21 protein-coding genes are annotated in these 20,578 nt (G+C 63.9%); 12 read left to right on the forward strand and 9 right to left on the reverse strand.

The window, feature by feature from the left end:
• Positions 1 to 269 precede the first annotated feature (269 nt).
• Both C480_RS03540 and C480_RS03545 read left to right on the forward strand, forming a co-directional pair.
• Complete coding sequence (locus C480_RS03540) at positions 270 to 2,249, forward strand: OPT family oligopeptide transporter (protein WP_049903150.1); 1,980 nt, start codon at positions 270 to 272, stop codon at positions 2,247 to 2,249.
• A gap of 40 nt (positions 2,250 to 2,289) precedes the next feature.
• The gene (locus C480_RS03545; RefSeq protein WP_006109725.1) at positions 2,290 to 2,649 is read left to right on the forward strand and encodes a PqqD family protein; all 360 of its coding nucleotides are present in this window, start codon (positions 2,290 to 2,292) and stop codon (positions 2,647 to 2,649) included.
• A 114-nt stretch (positions 2,650 to 2,763) separates the two neighbouring features.
• Here C480_RS03545 and C480_RS03550 read toward each other — a convergent pair whose 3' ends face one another.
• Positions 2,764 to 3,702, reverse strand: coding sequence for a bifunctional methylenetetrahydrofolate dehydrogenase/methenyltetrahydrofolate cyclohydrolase (locus C480_RS03550; protein ID WP_006664250.1), 939 nt, complete (start codon positions 3,700 to 3,702; stop codon positions 2,764 to 2,766).
• A 186-nt stretch (positions 3,703 to 3,888) separates the two neighbouring features.
• Here C480_RS03550 and C480_RS03555 point away from each other — a divergent pair, with 186 nt between their 5' ends.
• Positions 3,889 to 4,893: an aldo/keto reductase gene (locus C480_RS03555; RefSeq protein WP_006664251.1), complete on the forward strand. Its 1,005-nt coding sequence runs from the start codon at positions 3,889 to 3,891 to the stop codon at positions 4,891 to 4,893.
• 7 nt (positions 4,894 to 4,900) lie between these two features.
• Here C480_RS03555 and C480_RS03560 read toward each other — a convergent pair whose 3' ends face one another.
• Positions 4,901 to 6,400, reverse strand: coding sequence for a heme o synthase (locus C480_RS03560; RefSeq protein WP_049903194.1), 1,500 nt, complete (start codon positions 6,398 to 6,400; stop codon positions 4,901 to 4,903).
• Positions 6,401 to 6,552: 152 nt separating this feature from the next.
• Between C480_RS03560 and C480_RS03565 the strand changes: the two genes are divergently transcribed.
• A complete protein-coding gene (locus C480_RS03565) occupies positions 6,553 to 6,828 on the forward strand; it encodes a hypothetical protein (protein ID WP_006664253.1) in 276 nt (91 codons plus the stop codon).
• 26 nt (positions 6,829 to 6,854) lie between these two features.
• On the opposite strand, the gene C480_RS03570 is transcribed toward C480_RS03565, so the two are convergent.
• Positions 6,855 to 7,172, reverse strand: coding sequence for a DUF7111 family protein (locus C480_RS03570; protein WP_006664254.1), 318 nt, complete (start codon positions 7,170 to 7,172; stop codon positions 6,855 to 6,857).
• 164 nt (positions 7,173 to 7,336) lie between these two features.
• Between C480_RS03570 and C480_RS03575 the strand changes: the two genes are divergently transcribed.
• The 3 genes from C480_RS03575 (at position 7,337) to C480_RS03585 (ending at position 9,312) form a co-directional block, all read left to right on the forward strand.
• Complete coding sequence (locus C480_RS03575) at positions 7,337 to 8,281, forward strand: DUF3267 domain-containing protein (protein WP_006664255.1); 945 nt, start codon at positions 7,337 to 7,339, stop codon at positions 8,279 to 8,281.
• A gap of 125 nt (positions 8,282 to 8,406) precedes the next feature.
• Positions 8,407 to 8,892 carry a hypothetical protein gene (locus C480_RS03580; protein ID WP_241433778.1) on the forward strand — a complete coding sequence of 162 codons (486 nt, stop codon included), beginning with the start codon at positions 8,407 to 8,409 and terminating at the stop codon, positions 8,890 to 8,892.
• Positions 8,893 to 8,943: 51 nt separating this feature from the next.
• Entirely contained in the window at positions 8,944 to 9,312 is a 369-nt protein-coding gene (locus tag C480_RS03585) for a helix-turn-helix transcriptional regulator (protein ID WP_006664257.1), read from the forward strand.
• A gap of 56 nt (positions 9,313 to 9,368) precedes the next feature.
• Here the strand turns inward: C480_RS03585 and C480_RS03590 are convergent, their stop codons facing one another.
• From C480_RS03590 to C480_RS03600, 3 genes are all read right to left on the reverse strand, one after another.
• On the reverse strand, positions 9,369 to 10,199 hold the full coding sequence (locus C480_RS03590) for a hypothetical protein (RefSeq protein ID WP_006664258.1): 831 nt from the start codon (positions 10,197 to 10,199) through the stop codon (positions 9,369 to 9,371).
• Positions 10,200 to 10,304: 105 nt separating this feature from the next.
• Positions 10,305 to 11,450, reverse strand: a complete 1,146-nt coding sequence (locus C480_RS03595) for an acyl-CoA dehydrogenase (protein WP_006664259.1) — start codon at positions 11,448 to 11,450, stop codon at positions 10,305 to 10,307.
• Positions 11,451 to 11,528: 78 nt separating this feature from the next.
• Positions 11,529 to 12,188 (reverse strand): SDR family oxidoreductase, encoded by a 660-nt coding sequence (locus C480_RS03600; protein WP_006664260.1) that lies wholly within the window; start codon positions 12,186 to 12,188, stop codon positions 11,529 to 11,531.
• Between the two features lie 164 nt (positions 12,189 to 12,352).
• On the opposite strand from C480_RS03600, the gene C480_RS03605 reads away from it, so the two are divergent.
• Positions 12,353 to 13,405 carry a phytoene/squalene synthase family protein gene (locus C480_RS03605; protein WP_006664261.1) on the forward strand — a complete coding sequence of 351 codons (1,053 nt, stop codon included), beginning with the start codon at positions 12,353 to 12,355 and terminating at the stop codon, positions 13,403 to 13,405.
• Between the two features lie 75 nt (positions 13,406 to 13,480).
• Here the strand turns inward: C480_RS03605 and C480_RS03610 are convergent, their stop codons facing one another.
• The gene (locus C480_RS03610) at positions 13,481 to 14,713 is read right to left on the reverse strand and encodes a hypothetical protein (protein ID WP_049903152.1); all 1,233 of its coding nucleotides are present in this window, start codon (positions 14,711 to 14,713) and stop codon (positions 13,481 to 13,483) included.
• 261 nt (positions 14,714 to 14,974) lie between these two features.
• Between C480_RS03610 and C480_RS03615 the strand changes: the two genes are divergently transcribed.
• The 3 genes from C480_RS03615 (at position 14,975) to C480_RS03625 (ending at position 17,706) form a co-directional block, all read left to right on the forward strand.
• A complete protein-coding gene (locus tag C480_RS03615; protein ID WP_006664263.1) occupies positions 14,975 to 15,901 on the forward strand; it encodes a helix-hairpin-helix domain-containing protein in 927 nt (308 codons plus the stop codon).
• A 134-nt stretch (positions 15,902 to 16,035) separates the two neighbouring features.
• Positions 16,036 to 16,824, forward strand: a complete 789-nt coding sequence (locus C480_RS03620) for a class I fructose-bisphosphate aldolase (RefSeq protein WP_006664264.1) — start codon at positions 16,036 to 16,038, stop codon at positions 16,822 to 16,824.
• Positions 16,825 to 16,830: 6 nt separating this feature from the next.
• Positions 16,831 to 17,706, forward strand: a complete 876-nt coding sequence (locus C480_RS03625; protein ID WP_006664265.1) for a class 1 fructose-bisphosphatase — start codon at positions 16,831 to 16,833, stop codon at positions 17,704 to 17,706.
• 192 nt (positions 17,707 to 17,898) lie between these two features.
• Here C480_RS03625 and C480_RS23620 read toward each other — a convergent pair whose 3' ends face one another.
• Positions 17,899 to 18,261 carry a hypothetical protein gene (locus C480_RS23620; RefSeq protein WP_006664266.1) on the reverse strand — a complete coding sequence of 121 codons (363 nt, stop codon included), beginning with the start codon at positions 18,259 to 18,261 and terminating at the stop codon, positions 17,899 to 17,901.
• Between the two features lie 76 nt (positions 18,262 to 18,337).
• Positions 18,338 to 19,498, reverse strand: a complete 1,161-nt coding sequence (locus C480_RS03635) for a hypothetical protein (protein WP_006664267.1) — start codon at positions 19,496 to 19,498, stop codon at positions 18,338 to 18,340.
• Between the two features lie 691 nt (positions 19,499 to 20,189).
• Between C480_RS03635 and C480_RS03640 the strand changes: the two genes are divergently transcribed.
• A complete protein-coding gene (locus C480_RS03640) occupies positions 20,190 to 20,540 on the forward strand; it encodes a DUF5658 family protein (RefSeq protein ID WP_006664268.1) in 351 nt (116 codons plus the stop codon).
• Positions 20,541 to 20,578 lie beyond the last annotated feature (38 nt).

Raw genomic sequence — 20,578 nt, forward strand, 5'->3', positions numbered from 1 at the left:
GTGTCACTTGTTTTCACTCAGTTGACGGTGACTGAGTGCTGTTCTCATCGCCCAACCATGAGAAACGACAACATATAGTATTCGGTCGGTCCAAATCTTACCACATTTATACGCGCGATCGGTTACCGTTCAAGCAGACGTAGTGGACGTCTGCCATGGACAGACCTGTCGGACGAACGCTCCGATGAGCTACCCTTCGGTTTTGACAGCCTGATTGGGGCACGCGGCCGACGGATGCCGCCCATCCAAGGCGTCTGCTGTACGTGACCATGTCACAGAGATCATCGGAAGAACAAGTGGAAGCAGGCGGTAGTCGAACAGCAACTGAACCGAGTTCAGCAGGCGGCGGCCCGAGTCCGTACATCCCGGCGGGGCAAAGTATTGCTGAACTCACGATCAAGGCGGTCGTGATCGGCCTCGCGCTCAACGTGGTGATGCTCACCGCGAATATGTACCTCGGGATGCGCTCGGGGATGACGATCAGCGCCTCCATCCCGGCCGCAGTCATCAGCATGGGGATTTTCTACGGCCTTCGCCGGGCCGGTATCGGCGGGACGATCCTCGAAAACAACATCGTCCAGACGATGACCTCCGCTGGCGAGGCACTGGCAGCCGGTGTGATCTTTACGATCGCCGGCGTCACGTTCCTCGATCAGCCGATCGACATCGTCGGAACCGCAGCGGTCGCGGTTCTGGGCGGACTGCTCGGGGTTCTGTTTATGATCCCGATGCGGCGGTATCTCATCGTCGATAAACACGAGGAGCTTCCCTACCCCGAGGGGACTGCGTGTGCGGACGTTCTCGAGGCCGGCAACGAGGGCGACGACGGCGTGAAGCTCATCTCGTTCGGCTTCATCGTGAGTTTCATCTACATGTGGCTGGCCAACGGGATGGCCGCCTTTCGGACGACGCTCCAGACGGCGTTTTCGGCGGGTCAAACCCGCGGGTTCGCCATCGGCGGTGACTTTACACCTGCGCTCGTCGGCGTCGGGTACATTATCGGTCCGAAGATCGCCGGCTACGTCTTCGGCGGCGGACTCATCGCCTGGATGATGCTGATTCCGCTGCTCATCACGGGCGGATTCGTCCCCGAATCAGCCGCTGACGCGGCACTTATCGCCCAGGCCGACGCAGTCTGGGACGAATACATCCGCTACGTGGGTGCCGGCGCGATGATCGTCGGCGGATTCTACGCCATCGTCTCGATGCGCGGCACGATCGTCGACGCGCTCGGAACCGCGTTCGAGGAACTCCGCGGCTCCGCAGCGACCGCGACCGACTCTCGAAAGCGCACGCAGCGGGACCTCCCGATGAAGCTCGTCGTCGGCGGTGCCGTGCTGATCGCGCTCGCGCTGGTCGCCGTCCCACAGGTGCAAGTCGGGATTCTCGGCGGCTTCATCGCGGTCATCGCCGCGTTCCTCTTCGTCGCCGTGTCGGCCTACCTCGTCGGGGTCGTCGGCAGCTCGTCGAACCCCGTCTCCGGGATGGCCGTGGCGACGATCCTGATCGCCGCGCTGGCCCTGAAATCGACCGGCGTGAACGACCCCGTCGTCGTGCTGATGACTGCCTCTGTCGTCGCCATCGCCGCAGCCGTCGCCGGCGACACGTCTCAGGACTTAAAAACCGGCTACCTCCTCGGTGCGACGCCGCGCAAACAACAGATCGCACAGGTGATCGGCATCGCCCTCTCGGCGCTGTTCGCCGGCTGGATTCTGTACTTCTTCAACGAAGCCTACGGGATCGGCAGCGACACCATCCCCGCCCCCCAGGCCGGGATGATGGCGCTCATCTCCGAGGGCGTCCTCACGGGCACCGCCCAGTGGGGGATGATCCTCATCGGTGCCGTCTTCGCGTGCGTCCTGATCCTCATGGACGTTCCCGTCCTGCCGTTCGCGGTCGGCATCTACCTGCCGATCACGCTCGCGACGCCGATCTTCCTCGGCGGCCTGCTCCGCGCGGGAATCGATAAGTACGTCGCACGAAAGGACGACGAAGACGGTACGCTCGCGGCACAGGCGACCTCTCGCGGCCGGATCGTCGCGGCCGGGTTGATCACCGGCGAGGCGATCATGGGGATCGTCATCGGCGCGCTGTACATCACCGGCACCGGTGCCGCAAGCGGCGCACCGTTCGCGCTGGGTCTCGCCGGTGACACGCAGACGATCCTCGGCGGCGTCGCAATCGTCGCCCTGATCGGTCTCTTTACGGCCAGCGTGCTCCGGAACACCGGTAACGTCGCCGACGCGTAAACAGAACCAGAACCAGAACCAAAGAACCAAAATCAGAACTATGAGCTCACACGGGCCGACGGCAACACCGGTTCGAGCCGCCGACGACTGGGAAGCGACGACCGTCGACGGCGAGTCTCGGGTCACGATCACCTGGACGAAATCGCCGCGAAACCGGCTCGATCGGTTCCTGTTCGACCTCTTCGGGACGAGCCGGGAACGCGACCTCACGCTCGACCCCGTCGGCGCGACCGTCTGGAAACACTGCGACGGCGAGCACACCGTCGCCGAACTCGCGGCTATCGTCGCGGACGCGCACGAGGCTGAGCGCGTCGAACCGGTCGACGAGACGCTCGCTCACTTCCTCATGCAACTCGAGGAACGCAACCTGATCCGGTTCGACGACGAGCGGACTGGGTGAACCGCGCTCACCGCCGGAGACAACCGGGCGGACGGCAAAACGGAACTGACGACTGAAACTGACGGCCGAGAACGAACGGTCTGACGGCGTCGCTCGAGCTGAACTCGGGGCGACTTAGGGAAGGTCGACGGCGACGTCTTCCTGCAGACTCGCTGCTTTGACGGTATTGTACAGTAACATTGCGCGCGTCATCGGTCCGACGCCGCCCGGAACGGGCGTGATTGCGCTCGCTTTCTCCTTCGCGCTCTCGAACTCGACGTCGCCGACGAGTTCGTATCCCTTCTCGGTGTCAGACTGGTCAGACGCCGTCTGACTGTCCTCCGAACGCCGTTCGGAGACATCCACGCGATTGACGCCGACGTCGATCACGACTGCGCCCTCGCCGATCATCGAGCCGTCGATCAGTTCGGGGACGCCGACGGCGGCGACGACGATATCCGCGCTCCGGGTCTTCGCGCCGAGATCGTCGGTGCGGGAGTGACAGACCGTCACCGTGGCGTTGCCGTCTTCGGCCTTCTGGATCAGGAGGTTCGCCAGGGGCTTGCCGACGATGTCCGAGCGGCCGACGATCGTGACGTCTTTTCCTTCCGGTTCGACGCCGGCGGTTTCGAGCAATTTCTGGATCCCGTGGGGCGTGCAGGGCCGAAAGCGGGCGTCGCCGGCGACGAGGCGACCGACGTTCTCGGGGTGGAAGCCGTCGACGTCCTTGATCGGGTCGACGCGGCGGATGACCTCGCGGTAGTCGACGTGGTCCGGGACCGGAGCCTGGACGATGTAGCCGTGAACGTCGGGGTCCTCGTTGAGGTCGGCGATGGCGTCGTACAGTTCCGCGGGCGAGGCGTCCCCGTCGACATCGACGTGGTGGCTCTCGATGCCGACCTCCTCGCAGTCGCGCTGTTTCATGTTCACGTAGGTCTGGCTGGCGGGGTCGTCGCCCATCAACACCGTCGCCAGTCCCGGCCGCGCGCCCGCGTCGGCGAGCGTCTCGATAGCGGCCGTTAGATCGTCACGAATCTGGCTCGCGACGGCGTTGCCGTCGATGATCTCCGTCATAGTGCAACCGGCGGTCGCGACACTAATCAATGCTCGGGTTCGTGCCTACCACGGCGTGTAGAATGACCTAAAATATGCACTCTTGTGGATACTATTTGAGCGGAATCGAGTTCAGGTGAGCAACAGCACGCAAGCCGTGATCGCTCTCCCACATCTGTTTTGATGCTCCGCGGAATACGGTCCCCTATGGAGTACACCACGCTTGGTAACACCGGAACGACCGTCTCGAAACTCTGCTTTGGCACCTGGCGATTCGGCATGACACACGGCGATACCGTCGAAACAACCCGCGAGGAGGCCCACGACCTACTCGATGCCGCCTGGGATCACGGCATCAACTTCATCGACACCGCAAACGTCTACGGCGATCCCAACGGCACCAGCGAGGAGTGGATCGGCGAGTGGCTCGACGACCGCGACCACGACCGCGAGGACCTCGTCATCGCCTCGAAGGTCTACTTCCCCTTCGACGGCTGGGGCGAGCCCGGCCCGAACGACTCCGGACTCGGCCGCAAGCACATCCGCGCCCAGATCGAGGGCACCCTCGACCGACTCGGCACCGACTACCTCGACCTCTACTACATCCACCGCTGGGACGAAAACACCCCCATCCGAGAAACCCTCTCCGTCCTCACCGAACTCGTCCGCGAAGGCAAAGTCCACTACCTCGGTGCCTCCACGATGGCCGCCTGGCAACTCACCAAGGCGCTGTGGACCAGCGACGTCGAGGGACTCGAGCGCTTCGACGTGACCCAGCCGATGGTCAACGCCGCGGCCTACGACGCCGTCGGCGACTACCTCGACGTCTGTGCCGATCAGGACCTCGCGGTCTGTCCGTACTCCCCGCTCGGCGGCGGCTTCCTGACTGGCAAGTACGAACGCACCGACGACGGCGGCGTCGAGGCACCCGACGGCTCTCGAGGCAGCCTCTCCGAGATGTTCGAAGATCGCTACGCGACCGACCAGGCCTGGGACGTACTGGAAGCCGTCGAATCAGTCGCCGGCGACGTCGACGCCACGCCAGCCCAAGTGTCGCTGCGCTGGCTGATCGAACAGGATCGCTTTACGTGCGTGCCGATCGTCGGCGCGCGAACGCCCGACCAACTCGAGGAGAACGTCGCCGCGGTTGAACTCGATCTGACGGCCGACCAGTTCGAACGGATCGACGAGGCACGACAGGGCGACGCCTAGCCCGAATCTAAAAGATCGGCGACGTGAGCACGAGCGCGTCCACGAGAATCGCGACGAGGACGGCACCGAGGAAGGCGTTCGACGCGTGGAACGCGTGAAACGCTGCGGCCTCGGTCTGCTTGAAGTGGAGACGAACCGCCGCCCAGAGGAAGAGTCCGCCGAAGACGACGACCGTTCCCGCATACAGCGCGCCGAGATCGGAGATCCAGGCCAGCGCGACCGTCCCGACGAGCGTCGCCGCGAGGTAGTAGAGGATGTGTTTTCGCGTCGCCGTCTCGCCGCGAACGACGGGCATCATCGGGAAGCCGCCGCGGGCGTAATCGTCCTTGTAGGCCAGCGCGAGGTTGTAGAAGTGCGCCGGCGTCCAGAGGAAGATCACGCCCGCGAGAGCGAGCCCCCCGAGACCGATCTCGTTCGTGACCGCAGCCCAGCCGATCATCGCCGGCAACGCGCCAGCGAACCCGCCGATGACCGTGTTCTGGACGGTATTCGGTTTGAGAACCAGCGTGTAGATGACGCTGTAAAACAGAATTGCGGCGAGGCCGAGTGCGGCCGCCAGCACGTTGATCGTCAGGAATACGGCGAGCGAAGCCGCCGTCAGACCGATGCCGAAGAGCAGGGCGTTTCGGACCGGAATCAGCTCGGTCGCAAGCGGCCGGTCTGCCGTCCTGGACATCCGTTTGTCCACGTCGCGCTCCAGGATGTGGTTGAAGGTTCCCGATGCTCCGATCGCGAGGACGCCCCCGCTGAGCGTCGCGAGGATCGTCGGCACTTCCAAATTGCGACCGGCGGCGAGGGCCATCCCCGCCGCGGCGACGAGACAGAGCAGCCACATCAGCCGCGGCTTCATCATCTTGAAGTAGGCAAAGGCGGTGAGGCGAGCGCGAGCGAGGCGACCGGTCGGCAGATCGAAACCGGAACCGGTCGCGTCGGAATCGACTCCGGAGTCGGCGTTGTCGGCTGCGATCGGTTCCGGTTCGGTATCCGCTCCCCCGAGTAGTCCGCTTTCGCGGTCGATGCCGTCGTCGTGTTTATCCCCGGTCGTCCGTTCGAGATTCCAGGCCAGCGCGAGCACGATCGCTCCGAAGAGAACGACGCCGAGTCCGAGGTGCAATCCCGGCACGATCGCGGCATCGCCCACGGTCGCCGTCATCGCACCGACGCCGATCTGGACGACGTACAACACCGCGCCGACGAGAATCGACGCCCGAACGCCGCGCGAAACGTCGCCGGCGATCGCGCCGAACGCCGTCGTCGCGACGAGTATGCCGACCAGAACAGCAGCGATGCGGTGACCCCACGCGATCACGAGTTCAGTCTGGTTCAGCGGGTCCGCCGGGGCGTGACAGGTTGGCCACGTCGAACACGCTGCAGCCGCGTCCGTTAGCGATGTCGTTGCGCCGATGATCAAGAGCAGATAGACGCCGAGGGCGGTCGCTGTGAGCAGTCCTGAGAAGCGACGGCGCGTGCCGATCGGACGAGGGAACGGCGCGGATGCTGATGCCACGACTAGTCTCATCTAGAGCCTTCGCGTCCGTGTATTTATGGCTCCCGTTTTTCCGGACCAGTAACGCCGCCCACCGACACCTGCACTCAGTCCGGGCACGGCACCGATTCACAGCCCGGGAGAGACCCAGTTTTCATAGCCGTTGACGGCATATGTCTGCACCCGTGCAAAGCGAGAACAGACCGGCCGACGCGTCGGATGCACCGATTCGCTGTCCGGACTGCGGGCAGCCGTTTCACACCCGGCGGCTCCAGCGACTCCACCGCGGGCTCGAGCATCCGGACGAACTCGCCGATCGAGAGCGCGCCGCCGTCGAGCGCGCCCACCGCGAGGAAACCGCCGAGATCCGCCGGTTTCGGTTGCTTGCACTCGGCGCTGTACTCTTGCTTTACTTCTGTACGCTGTTTCTGTACGCCGTCGTCACCTGATCTCAGAGTTCACAGTCACGACCCGTTCACATCCCCATATCCGCCGCCGCCTCCGGAACCGGCAATGCCCCGGGCGACACCTCGAGCAGCTCCGCGACGTGATCGAGTGCCATGTCGAAGCCATAATAGCGCTCGAGTTCGTCGCCGTCGGCCGTCGGTCGGACTTTGAGCATGGCGTACCCCTCGCGATTCTGTGCGATTGCGGCGGTCGTCCCCGCGCCGGCCGAACTCTCGGCGTCTGGCGTCACGACGCTGAACTCGAGACGCCGCTCCGTCTCCGTCTCGTCGTAGGTCGCTCGGATGCCGTTGCCGTGTTCCTCCGTCGTCACTGTCTCGTCGGTCATGCGCTGCACTCGTGTGCGGGCCATCGGGAAAGTATCGGTTCCGGTCGGGACGCTGTGAACAGCGTTCGCGATGGCGCAGTGGATTCGCCGACTGTCGCCGAACGGGACCGTCTGTCACGGACGGCTGTCGACGAATCGATACCGCTTTTTTGCCGCCACCACGAGTGTTTCGCGTGCGCGAGAGCGAGTCCGAGAGCCGGTCGGCCGGGCGCTGGCAGTCTCCGCGGCTGCTCGCGGCGTTTCGATTGACGAGATTGGTCGCGCTCCAGTGGCTCGTCGTGGCGGTCGTCGGGTTCTTCGCGTTCGCCTACTGCGGTGTGCGACTGGCGGCCGCGCTACAGGGGCGACACCTAGAGCGGATCGCCGTGCCGGCGGTCCCGCCGGAGACCGCCGTGCTCTGGGGCGGGCTCGCCTTCGTGATACTGGCGCTCGTCGTCGGACTCCACGAGTGCTTCCACGGCGTCGCGATGGCCCGATACGGCAGCGATCCCTCCTACGGAATCGGGGTGTCGTACTTCGTCCTGCCCTACGCCTACACCGAGGTCGAGCGCGCTCGCTACACCAGAGCGCAGATGCTCGTCGTCCTGCTCGCGCCGGTCGTGGGGATTACGGTGCTCGGGCTCGCACTCGTGGCCCTGATCCCGAAGCTCTCGGCTGTCGTGCTGGTCGCGCTCGCGGCCAACGGTGCCGGCTCGATCGGCGACCTCTGGATGGCCGGCGTCCTGCTGCAGTATCCTGCGGGGGTCCGCGTCGACGCGCTGCCGAACAGTACCGTGCAGGGGTTCGGCGTCTACGGCCCGCCCGACGAGTCGATCGCGCGACGGTCCGCCAGCGAAGTGCTCTCGCGGATCGCCGCCGGCGCGATCGCCACGCTCGCCCTCTTCGGCGCGCTCGCCATCGTGCTCGCCCTCGCCTCGCTCGCCGTCGGCTCGGGAACGGTCGAACTCGGACCGGTCGCCGGTCGCTGGGTTCTCTTCCGCCACGAGGTGGACGCGACCGGGACGGCGTGGATCGAGATCGGCGAGTGGCCGGTTCTCGGGCTGGCGATCACGGGCGGTCTCCTCTGGGCCGGGTTCGGTGCTGTTCGCGCGCGCTTCAGGAACTACTAACACGAACCAAACCTGAACTCGCGGCTGCCGGAGCGGTACCGACCGCGCCCGTTTTCGCTTTCGATCTTCCTGAAATCGGATCATCAACCAGAATACATTACTGCGAGAGAGTTCACATGTCCGTGATGGTCGATCCAGAACGGCTTCTCGAGCGACCGGACGTATTGTCGACCACTGAGACCGTTCGAATCAGTCCGAAAGCGGTCCCGGAGTATCGCACCCTCGACAGCCACGCGGCGGTGGGGATCACGAACGAACGCGGGGAGGTGCTCCTCGCCGACGACGGCGCTCACGGTCCGGGGCTTCCCGCGCGGGCGGTGAGTCGGAACGATCGCTGGATCGACGCAGCGACGGCCATCGTCGAGGGGATTTGCGGTGAACTCGAGTATGAATTGGCCGTCAGAAAGGTTCGCCGAACGAGATTCGCTGTCGAACAACGCGACGAACGGATCTCGATGTACAACGTGATATTCGACGTGGAGAGCGAGGAGACGGCGAAGGTAACGCCGACGGGAGCTGCCCACGAGCAATACGACTCGGTCGAGTGGGCGTCGTCCGTGCCGGTCGAGCAGAGCGGTGCCATGGCCGAGGATATCCGGTTATTCGTCTGAACTCGCGCGGGAATCGTAACGCTCGTGGGCTATTCTCGCCGAGTATAGAATATGGGAAAGTGGCTTCAGAGCGGACGGCGGCGTGATCTCTGCGTGCTTCTTGCGGCCGCAGGGAGAGCGGACGGCGGGACGACGAAAGCGACAACCGAGGACGAATCGGAAGACGAGAACGGACGGGAAGAGGCAGGCGGAACAACCGGAGAACTGCGCGGCCAGCGGCTCAAATCGCAACTCGAATCGCACTACGACGATCGTATCGAACCGAAGGCGTTCTACGGCTCGCTCTCGGCGCTCGTCGATGCGGGATTCGTCGAGAAGCGAACGGCTGGCATCCACGACGCGTACGCGCTGACGGCGGCCGGCGAACGCCGACTGGACGACCACTACGAGTGGATGCGCGACTGTTTGGAGACTTCGTGACCGTTCTGCGTACCGCTTCATCTCCTGAACTCGGTGAATCAGTCACGTCCCGGCCATCACTCTCGATCCTGGCCGATCAAGAATCCGAGCGCCGCACCGGAGAGCGTGAACGGCCACGTGACGGTCACGAACGCGAGGACGGAACAGAGTTCACCGACGCCGCCGACGCCGGACCGCCACCGTTCGCGGCGAGTGCAGACGCCGAGGACGAGTCCGATCGCGGGCAAAATCCAGACGGCGGTGCCGATAATTGCACCGGCGGTCGAGGGGAGTTCAGTGCCGACGAGCGGAATCTCGCGGACGGTAGTGAGAGCCACCCCCGAAAAGCTGCCGTCGTAGGCGGCGGTTCCGAAAAGAACGGCGGTCCAGACGCCGACGACGGCCCACGCGTTTCGTGGCGTCAACTGCGGCGTTCCGTGCCGCGCCATCATCGCGCCGAGCGTCAGTGCGAGCGCCCCGGCGAAGCCGACCGGAATGCGGTACGATTCGGGGAGGACGGGCGGCGATCGGTCCATCTTGACGATGCTGAGCCTGTATGCGGTATCGTCTACCGTAACGACTTCCGAGACGTGTTCGAACAGCCCGGCCGTCGGAACCGCCTCGCGGCTTTCGTATCGGGGCCAGTCGTGCCCGCCGCCCTGATCCTCGCGGAACCAGCCGTCGGGGAGGTCGTCGGCTGCCTCGGTCGTTTCGATCGCGGCCTCGACGGCTGCTGCCGTCTCGGGCGGCAGCGATTCGATCGGGACCCGCTCCGCGTCCGACACGGAGTGAACCTCGCCTGCGCGGAGTTCGTATGCATCAGGATGGTGCGGCCAAAGATAGAACGGGTTGACGAGTAATCCGATGCCGAGGACGATCAGGAGGGCGGCTCGAACGCGGGCGGACATGAGTTCGTTTTCCTCGTCTAATTCACGTTAGATATATGTAGTGAATCGCGCCGGTGATCTCGAAAAATCGTCCGCCGTCGACTGTCTCGCGAAAACCGAGTTCAGCTAGTTGTCGAGCAACTGGTCGCCGATCGTGTTCCGCAGCACTTCGCTCGTCCCCTCGTAGATCTCGTTGAGTTTAGCGTCGCGGTAGAACCGCTCCGCGGGGAAGTCCTTGGTGTAGCCGTAGCCGCCGTGGATCTGGATGCCCTCGTTTGCGACCTCGCGGGAGATTTCGCTGGCGTAGAGTTTGGCCTGCGAGGAGTCTTTGATGTAGTCCTCGCCGCGGATCTTCTTGTCCGCGGCTTTGTGCATCAGCATCCGAGCCGCCTGGATCTTCGTGTCCATGTCCGCGAGCTTGTGTTTGATCGACTGGAACTCGCCGATCGGCTGGCCGAACTGCTCGCGCTCGCCGGCGTACTCGCGGGCCTCGTCGAACGCCGCTCGCGCGATCCCGAGACTGCGCGCTGCGATGGTGATCCGGCCGCCATTGAGCGTCTTCAGCGCCTGAACGAAGCCCTCGCCCTCCTCGCCGAGCAGGCGGTCCTCGGGCACGCGGAGGTCGTCGAACCGGAGTTCGGCCGTCGGACAGCCCTTGTCGCCGAGTTTCTCCTCCGTGTTCTCGACGATGAAGCCGTCGTCTTCCTCGGGGCGCACGACGAACGAGGAGATGCCCTTGTTGCCGGCGTCGGGGTCGGTCTTCGCGAACACCGTGACCGTATCGGCGACGGAGCCGTTCGAAATCCAGAGCTTGCCGCCGTCGATCACGTACTCGTCGCCGTCCTTCTCGGCGGTGGTCTCCATCGACGGCACGTCGCTGCCCGCACCGGCCTCCGAGAGGGCGAACGCACCGACATCCTCGCCCGCCGCAAGTGGCGTCAGGTACGACTCCTTCTGGGACTCGTTGCCGAACTCGTAAACCATGTTCCCCGCGAGCGAGGTGTGAGCCGCGACGACCGTTCCGAGGCCGCCTGAGCCGCGCGAAATCTCTTCGATTCCGATCGCGTAGGAGTGATAGTCGAGGCCGGCCCCGCCGTACTCCTCCGGGAAGGGCATCCCCATCAACCCGAGTTCAGCCATCTCATCGACGAGTTCTTGGGGGAACTCGTCCGTGTGGTCGATCTCGTCGGCGACGGGGACGACCTCCTCGTCGACGAACTCCGAGACCATGTCGCGGATCTGTTGTTGCTCAGCCGAGAGTGCGAAGTCCATAGCGGAGCTATTGCGGGGTCGATTCTTTATTGTTGTCTCTCCGCGTCGTCCACTGACGGTCGGTTGTATCGGGTTTATTCACTTCGACGCCAGCGACGCCAGCGCGTCGTCGATCGGATCTTCGCCCGCAAGGAGTTCGAACGTCTCGTCGACGAGCGACGAATGGTCGAGCGCGGCGACGAGAACGGTGGCCACGTCCTCGCGCGGAATATCGCCATCGCCCAGTTCGAAGTCCGTCCCGACCCGAACCTCGCCGGTTCCGGGCTCGTTCGTCAACTCGCCCGGCCGAACGATCGTGTGCGCGAGCGAACTCTCGCGAAGGTAGGTGTCGGCTTCGGCCTTCGCGATTAGATAGCTCCGGAGCGGGTCGGGACCGGATTCGGGATCGTCCGCACCCATCGAACTGAGCATGACGAATCGGTCGATACCCGCCTCTACCGTGGCATCGATGAGCCGGATTGCTCCGTCCCGATCGACGCCGTAGACGTCTTCACCGCCGGAGCCGGCGGCGAAGACGACCGCATCGCAGCCCTCGACGGCGTGATCGACGGCGTCGGTCAGGTCAGCGACGACCGCCTCCGCGCCCATCGCTTCCATCTCCTCGACCTGGTCGTCCGCCCGGACCATCGCGCGGACGGCGTGATCGCTCGCGACGAGTTCAGTCGTGACGTGCTGGCCGACCTGTCCGTGGGAGCCGGCGACGAGGACGGTCGTATCCGAATCGGTGGTGTTCGCCATACGTCCCAGTCGGCGATGAAAGGGGATAGTGTTGGTCCCGAGGACTGCCGGGGTGAGTGTGGCACGAGCACTAACGGCAGTGATTCCGTGGCGCGAGTTCCAACAGAATGAAATGTTTGGACCGCGGTGTTTTTCCGGGATGGGGTCGAAATAGGACCGAGTAGATGACTACGGGCCAGTCCGAATACACAACTGACGCCGACATGGAGTGGTGTTACGATGCGGTGCATGGCGTTTCGCGGACCTTCTCGATCACCATCGATCGACTCGAGGAACCGATGGCGAAGCACATCTGCCTGGGCTACCTCCTGTGTCGGGTTGCTGATACTATCGAGGACGCGGGCCACATTCCGCCGGCGGAACAGACTGTCCTGCTCTCGACGTACGACCGCCTGCTCGATCCGAACGCAGCACAATCACTGGAGTCGTTCATGGACGACATCGAGCCGTGGCTTCCAGGTCCGGAAAACCGATCCAACGACTGGGAGGTCGTCGCCAACACGCCGCGCGTGGTAGCCACGTTCGAAACCCTCGACGAGGAACCCCGCGAGATCATGCGCGAACCCGTTCGTGAACTCGTCGACGGGATGGCGATGTTCACCGATCGGTACGCCGACGAGGGCGGACTGCGCCTCCAGACGCTCGACGAACTCGAGGAGTACTGCTGGTACGCCGCCGGGACCGTGGGCACGCTCATCACCGGACTGGTCGCCCGCGGTGCCTCCCCCGACCGAGCCGCGGAGATGCGGGACAACGCCCGATCGTTCGCGTTGCTCTTACAACTGGTCAACATCGCCAAGGACGTCGAGACGGACTACCACGAGGAAAACAACGTCTATCTCCCCGCCGAGTGGCTGGCCGAGGAGAACGTCGACGTGGAGGCCGTCACCGAGGTGGAAAATCAAAGCGGCGTGACGAACGTCGTCGAACGAATTACGGGCCGCGCGGAAACCTATCTCGACGATGCCCAGCGGTATCTCGAAGTCGTCCCCGAATGCCACGGCAACCGCCTTTCGGCGTGGGCGATTCCGTATTTGCTCGCGGTCGGGACGATGCGCGAACTGCGCGAACGCCCCGAGGATGTCGTCGAGGAGGGGAACGTAAAGATCGCGCGCGCAGAGGTCTACGCGCTGATCCAGCAGTTCGAGGAGGGCATGTCCCGCTCGCGGCTCGACGAACTCCGGAGCAAGATGGCCGAACAGCCGCTTCACCACTAACGGACCGTCGAATTCTACAGCACAGAAGGCGTGTCGACGACTGGAAGTGCCGACGGTGAGTCACAACGACGAGAATCACTCGGTTGCCACGCGCCGGCCGATCAGGGAGAGAACGTATCCGACGAGTCCGGCCCCGAGCGACCACGGGAGAAACAGCAAGACGCCGACGTACAGCAGTGAAAGCGAACTGCCGTACGGCGCAAAGGCAGTCGCTGCTGCGAGCGGTCCCAGAACGGCGAGTGCGCTATAAGCCCACACAGCAGCGGTATCGCCGCGTTCGAGCGCGTGCCCGAGCGGGAGGAACGTCGCGGCGGCGAGGACGAACGAGCCGACGAGGACTGCGTTCGGGAATCCGAACGCGACCCAGGTCCCGACAGTGAGGACGGCTCCCGCGCCGAACGCGAGCAGCGAAAGCGTTCGTCGTCCGGGGGAGAGACCGAGTGCAGCACAGCCCGTCTCGATCGCGGTGTAACCGCGGGCGCTGATCGAGCGCCGAGCATCGAACCTCCCGACCCGTCCGTTCCCTCCGATCCCGAACCGCCTCGTCGTCCCGATTGCAAACCCGAGAACGACGACGGGAACGACGCCGGCGCGGGCGGCGTGTACCGTTACCAGCGGCCCGAACGTCACCGCCGCCCCACTCCAGGAAGCGAGCGTGCCGGCAACGCCGGCCGGTCCGTAGGTAACGTACGTCCGACTGCTGAACTCGTCAGTAGCGAACTCGTCCGCAGCGGACTCACGAGTCCACGTCAGCGTTCCATCCTCGGCGGCGGAACCCGACGGCGAGTTCGTCGCCGCGTACCCGTCCGGCAGGTGAATCGAAACGCGCTCGGCGACGAGGTCGTACCGGTCGGACGTATCGCCGGCGTAGAAGTAGTCGAGAACCCACCCGTCGCCGACCGCTGAACTCGCGACGCCCGGAACGGTATAGTTGACGCGGACCGTCTGGCTTTCGGGATCGATCGACGGCGTAATGTCCCGCGCATCGTCGGCAGCGACGTCGTAGCGATGCCAGCCGTCCTCGACGGCGGTCTCGAGTGCGGTGGTATTCGTGCGGTAGGTTTCGGCCGCCGTGTTGTTGACGGGGACGCGGGCGACCCAGCGCGAGTCACCGGTTTCGTCGACGTGGATGTCGAGCGTTCCCGACCCGGTCGCTCCGTCGATCGAGTCCGGACCGCAGACGCCGCAGATGGACAGCGGTGGTGGAGCAGCAGCGACGAGCGAGACTGCCGTGAGACAGCAGAGGGCGACGAAAGAGAGAGCGAGCGCCGAACGCGCGACCACAGCGGGGGACGGGAGTGAGCGCATATCCCACAATTGATGTTGGAAATTATAATTGTTTGGATCAATTGAACGACCGTCGCTGGGAACGCGATCGTCGAACTGTTGTACGGGCTGTCTGTCAGCATAATCGATAGGCGAACCACCGAATGTAGCCCGGGTGTCCCGAGTCCGTCGCAGCGTCCGTCTCCCGCCCGCTGTTCGCGCTCCGAACGCGTCTGACGGGAGTCAACTCGAGGACAAGTTTCAAGGCTAGACAGTGAGAGCTACGGACGAGCGGTGACTCGCGTGAGTAAAGAACAGTTCGTAACCGAGTCGGGGGAGCCGAGTTCGGGGCGCGACCGAGAGCGGGGTACGGGGGCGAGAACGGGAAGCCAACACGAGGACGATACCGATCGATCGGCGGTCGCAACGAGGGCCGAAGACGGTGGGAGTGAGCGCGATACCGAGCCCAGTAGTGATGCTGACGCTGACAACGACGCCGATATCGATGCCAGCAGAACCGACACCACCGAAAGCGGGGCGCAGGAAACGGACGCCGGAACGCGAACGATCAGCCTTGACATCGGCCTCGGCATCGAACTCGAGATCGATCCCGACGCCGACGAGGTGTTCGAGGTGGAGACGACCGGGCAATCACGGGGGCTTCCCAGATCGAACTCGCGGTTCGAGTCGGTCGAACGCGAGTCGCTTGCGGCCGCGGATATCGAGCCCGAGGCAGTTGCGAACAAGGAGTACTCCTACCAGATGCTGCTCGAAACGGAGATCGACGACGCCCTTGCGGACCGCCTTCGGCGGCGATTTTCGCTGCCGTGGTCGTTCCAGACCGACGACGATCACAGTCTCGACCGGCGCTCGAACGAGGTTCGCGGACTCGGGGCGGCCGAACGCGCCTGGATCGCAGCGAGCGATGGCGAGGCGTGGCAGACCTTCGAGGAAACGGCTCCGGACGCCGATGACGACGAGGCAACCGTGATCGACGGGGACCGGACAGACGCCGAACGCGATAGCGGGAGCCGACCCTGGCCGCGACCAACGCCGGTGACGACGGTAACCGGAGTCGGCCCGGACGACGCCGAGACGCTCGCCGAGGCGGGCATCCGCTCTGCGGAACGACTGGCGACCATCAACGCCGCGACCGTTGCCCGCCTCCTTGAACTCGACGTGCTCCACGTTCGGACGTGGCGTCACAACGCGCGCGAAGTCATCAACTAATCACGTACTGGCGAGTGTAACCAGCTCACAAACCCCGGACTGGACGCCGGTTCCGAACACTTACTACCCAAATGAGTAATTTCGATAATACGGACCATCAGAGATATATAGCGGCCTAGTGGACCATCAAACAGATGATTCCGATCGACGATTCCCCGATCGTTCGTGACGGTAAAACACTGATCCTCGCGATGGACCACGGGCTGGAACACGGACCGACCGATTTCGCGGACGTGCCGGAGAAACTCGACCCGGAGACGGTCTTCGAGACGGCGACCCACGACGCCGTCACCGCGATGGCCGTCCAGAAGGGAATCGCGGAGGGGTACTACCCGAGCTACGAGGACGACGTGAATCTGCTGGCCAAACTCAACGGCACCTCGAACATGTGGATGGGCGAACCCGACTCCTCGATCAACTGGTCGGTCGACTACGCTGCAGAGGTGGGAGCCGACGCCATCGGCTTTACCGTCTACAGCGGTTCGAACCACGAGGTCGAGATGTACGAAGAGTTCCGGAAGGCCCAGGAAAAGGCCCGCGAGTACGACCTGCCGGTCGTCATGTGGTCCTACCCGCGCGGACAGGGGCTCAAGAACGACACCAAACCGGGCACGATCGCCTACGCCAGCCGCATCGCGCTCGAACTCGGAGCTGACATTGCGAAGGTCAAGTATCCCGGCAGCCCCGAGGCGATGCAACACGCCTGCAAGGCTGCGGGCGATATGAACGTCGTCATGAGCGGCGGCTCGAAAACCTCGGATTACGAGTTCCTTTCGACGGTCGAGGCGGCGGTCAACGCCGGCTGCACCGGCCTCGCCGTCGGCCGGAACGTCTGGCAGCGCGATGACCCAACCCGCCTCCTCGATGCGCTCGAAAAGGTTATTTACGAGGAGGAAACCGCCGACGCTGCACTCGAGGACTAACGCTGCATGACGGTATCCGATCCGATCGTCGAGAGCGTCATCACGACGCTCAGTCGTTCGGTAACGGAGATTCGACAGGGATTGGTCGGTCGCCGCGGGAGCGCAAACGCCGAGAACCCGAGCGGCGAAACCCAGATGGAAGCCGACATCTGGGCGGACGATCTGCTCGCAGACCGTCTCTCCTCGATCGACGGCATCAGCCAGTACGCAAGCGAGGAGCGAGACACGGTTCTCGACTGCGGGGACGGGGACGGCTACGCCGTCGCAGTCGACCCGCTCGACGGCTCCTCGAACCTCAAATCGAACAACGCCATGGGGACCATCGTCGGCGTCTACGACGCCCCCCTGCCAGCCCGCGGCGACGAACTCGTCGCGGCGGCGTACGTGCTCTACGGACCGATCACGACGATGGTCCTGGCGACCGACGAGACCGTCTCGGAGTACGAATTGACGGGTGGCGAGCGACGACTCGTTCGCCGCAACGTGACGCTCCCCGAGGACCCCGTCGTCTACGGCTTCGGCGGCCGCGTTCCCGACTGGACCGACGAGTTCAGAAGCTACGCCCGCGAGATCGAACAGGAGTACAAACTCCGGTACGGTGGCGCGATGATCGGCGATATCAATCAGGTGCTGACCTACGGCGGGGTGTTCGGCTATCCCGGACTCGTCTCCCGTCCGGAGGGGAAGCTTCGGTTGCAGTTCGAAGGAAATCCGATCGGGTACATCGTCGAACGGGCGGGCGGCAGGTCCTCGAACGGACACCAGTCGCTGTTGACGGTTGCTCCGAACGCCGACGACATCCACGAGCGGACGCCGGTATTCGTCGGCAACGACGCGCTGATCGATCGACTCGAAGCTGAACTCGCGGAAGCGCGCGTGTAACCGAGTGCGATCGATCGCATCGGTCGCTGTTCGGTGTTGTTCGTAGCTGTCTAATACTTCTCGCTGCGATTCGATACTGTTCGATTCTTTTCGCTGTTCCTTGCTGCTCCTCGCTGCTTCTCGCTGCTTCTCGGTGGCGGCGTGGGTGCGGCAAACGCGTGCCGACTGCGAGACCGTCGCTCCAGTTCGGGCTCAGCTACTGAGCCAGGGTCGAGTTATGGAAACGTAGCCGCCAACGGAGACCACGACCAGTCCGTAGAACGCCACCCGCGGTATCCCGGTTCGGAGGGCAACTAGTGTCAACAAGAGGACGAGGGCCAGAATCGCGATAGCATCGACGACGATCGTGAGGCCGGCCATGGTGACACTCCCCAGTCCTGCTTCGGCCGGTGAACGCCCGGAATCGGACGGGGAGGCGGTCGCCGTCTCATCCGCGGATGTACCTCCGGAACCACCGTCGGCGTCGGATCCGGAGGAGGGACTGGAGCCGGCAGTGTGACGCCGAACGCGCGTTGGCTCTCGATCGCGCTCGTGGGGTGATCGTCGATCACTCATCGTTCACTCATCGTTCACCGAGCGGTATTCACGGCAGGACGTACTCGCCGAGGCCGGTTCGCTGGTCGGTTGTTGGTTAGAAGTGATAGCCATGGCGCTCAGTCATCTTGTACGCACCAACGCCCCAGACGTAACTCTGGCCGGGCCACCAGGTACGAGCGTTGTTGAATCCCGCAATCAGGACATCGCCGTCCTCGCCGTCTGGATCTTCGTGAAAGCTAACCGAGCCGCTATCCCCGTCGGTCAGATCCATTTCGCCACCCCAGCGAATCTGTCCACGCCGACAGAACGCCTCCGTGAAGCAGGTAACGGCGTCGATTCCCTGAATGGCGCCGGTCGTATGGCCGGTCATCGCACCGACTTTCTCGAGGCGCTCGCCGCGAGCCATGAGATCTGCAAGGCCGAATCTCGTGTACTGTCCGCGCACGCGGAAGGGTGATGGCGAGTCAATTAGACTCATCGGCTCGAGTTCACCGGTCGGTTCGACCGTCGCGAGGTCGAGGACGGGGTGGGTAGCTGAGAGCGTGCCGATCGCGACCGGATCGCCCCCCTCGATGGGAAGCGTGAGGCGCGTCTCATCTTCCGATGCGGACTTGAAGGCGTGATTCGCGGTGACGAAGAGCGACCGTTCCGTCTCCGGGTGATACAGTGCTGGTCCGAGCGTCGCCAGACTCGTGGCTGTCTCACAGGCAACGCCGCTCGGAGCGTACCCGTTGTGGGCCTGTTCGACGAGTCGCGGTTCGAACGAATCCGCACCCCCCTCGAGATCGTCAAGGTCGTCGATGCCCTCGTCGTCGAAGTCGTCGCCCTCGAAAATCGTCTCGATATCGACCGGGAAGCCGGCAATGAGCCGTTCGATGAACTCGCGCAGTGACACCCAATCCCGAGAGATACCGACCGAGACGGCCGCCGTTCCGTTCTCGTAGGAACCGGGGACGACCGCACTGCCTAGATACCCGGTAAAGGCGACCTGTGCCAGGAGTTCGTTCAGTTCAAACGCTTTCTTGACGGCAGCGTACCACTCCGCAGGGACGTATCGCGTCCGCTCCGTCAGCGACCAGGGATCATCCGGATCCTCCCTGACCAGCGCAGTGACGACCGGAACCTCCCCGTCGCCGGCCGAGAGAAAATCATCAACACCGAGAAACTGCGCGACCCCGATCGCGTACCCGCCGGTCGCAAGCGTCCGAATGAACTCGCGGCGGTCCATCCCCCCATCGAGTTGTTCACGGAGCATCGATAGTCGCTGAACAGCTCCCGAATTACTCTTCTCTGACATAAACTGATAGCCGGTTCCGTCTTCGGTTCCACCCCCTCACGCTAAAGCTAATATTCACGTACACGGGTTACTCCAGTACGCCTCGTAGGATCGAGCGAACTGCGAATAGCCGTTTTGCCTGCAGTCGCTACCATTTTGTCTCTTACAAATAAATTATTTGATACCTATTGGTGGGGAGAATTTGCTTATAATATCTGTCTCACTGAACGCAACCGTTCGTGGGTCCCGAGCCACTACCTGAACTCGTCTCCGTGCTGGTGACCGCGGAGACACCACCGAACCGACACACCGCTACGCGAGTCGTGCCAGCCGTTCCCGCACGCCCCTCTCTTCGCCCGTTCGAGGGAGTTGCCGCCCTGTCGTGCAACGGGTGGCTCGACTCGTCGTCCGCTCTCGTTATGACTCCCGTGAATCCTCGTGAGTAACTGACCGGAGCGGGCGCTGGCTCTCTACAGCACTTCGCCGGCCCGCATTCGTCCGCGTCCCTCGTTCGAGTTTATCACTGCTTACTCGGCCGTAATGACCGATGATACCGATCTATGGTTCGGATAACAATACTGCCGCTTCGCGACCCATCGATCGTAAGAGCCTCTCGATGGGCACGTGGCCAGTCTCGGGCCGCTCCCGGTTCGATTCCGGGCGAGAGCCTATGCAATCCAACGGCGTCCTCCGCTCTCGCGGATTAGCGGTCGCCATTACGCCGTCCGAACTCGAACGGCTGCTCTGGGGACTCGTCGCCGTCTCACTCATCGGGGACGTACTCACGACCTTCGTCGGCCTGCACCTCGGCCTGACGGAGTCGAACCCGGTCGCTCACAGCGCAATCACGGGCTACGGCGTCATCGGAATGCTCGCGCTCAAAGCCGGCGCACTGGCCGTCGGCCTCGCCTGTCGACCCCTGCTTCCGCCAACGTACCGGGCTGTCGTTCCAGCCGGCCTCGCGATTCCGTGGACGCTCGCCGTCGGCATCAACATCTACATGATCTCGACGGTCGTCTGATATCGCCCGATCGGCGTCGCACAAACTGACCGATTTTC

This window comes from Natrialba aegyptia DSM 13077 (genome assembly GCF_000337535.1).
GTDB lineage: Archaea > Halobacteriota > Halobacteria > Halobacteriales > Natrialbaceae > Natrialba > Natrialba aegyptia.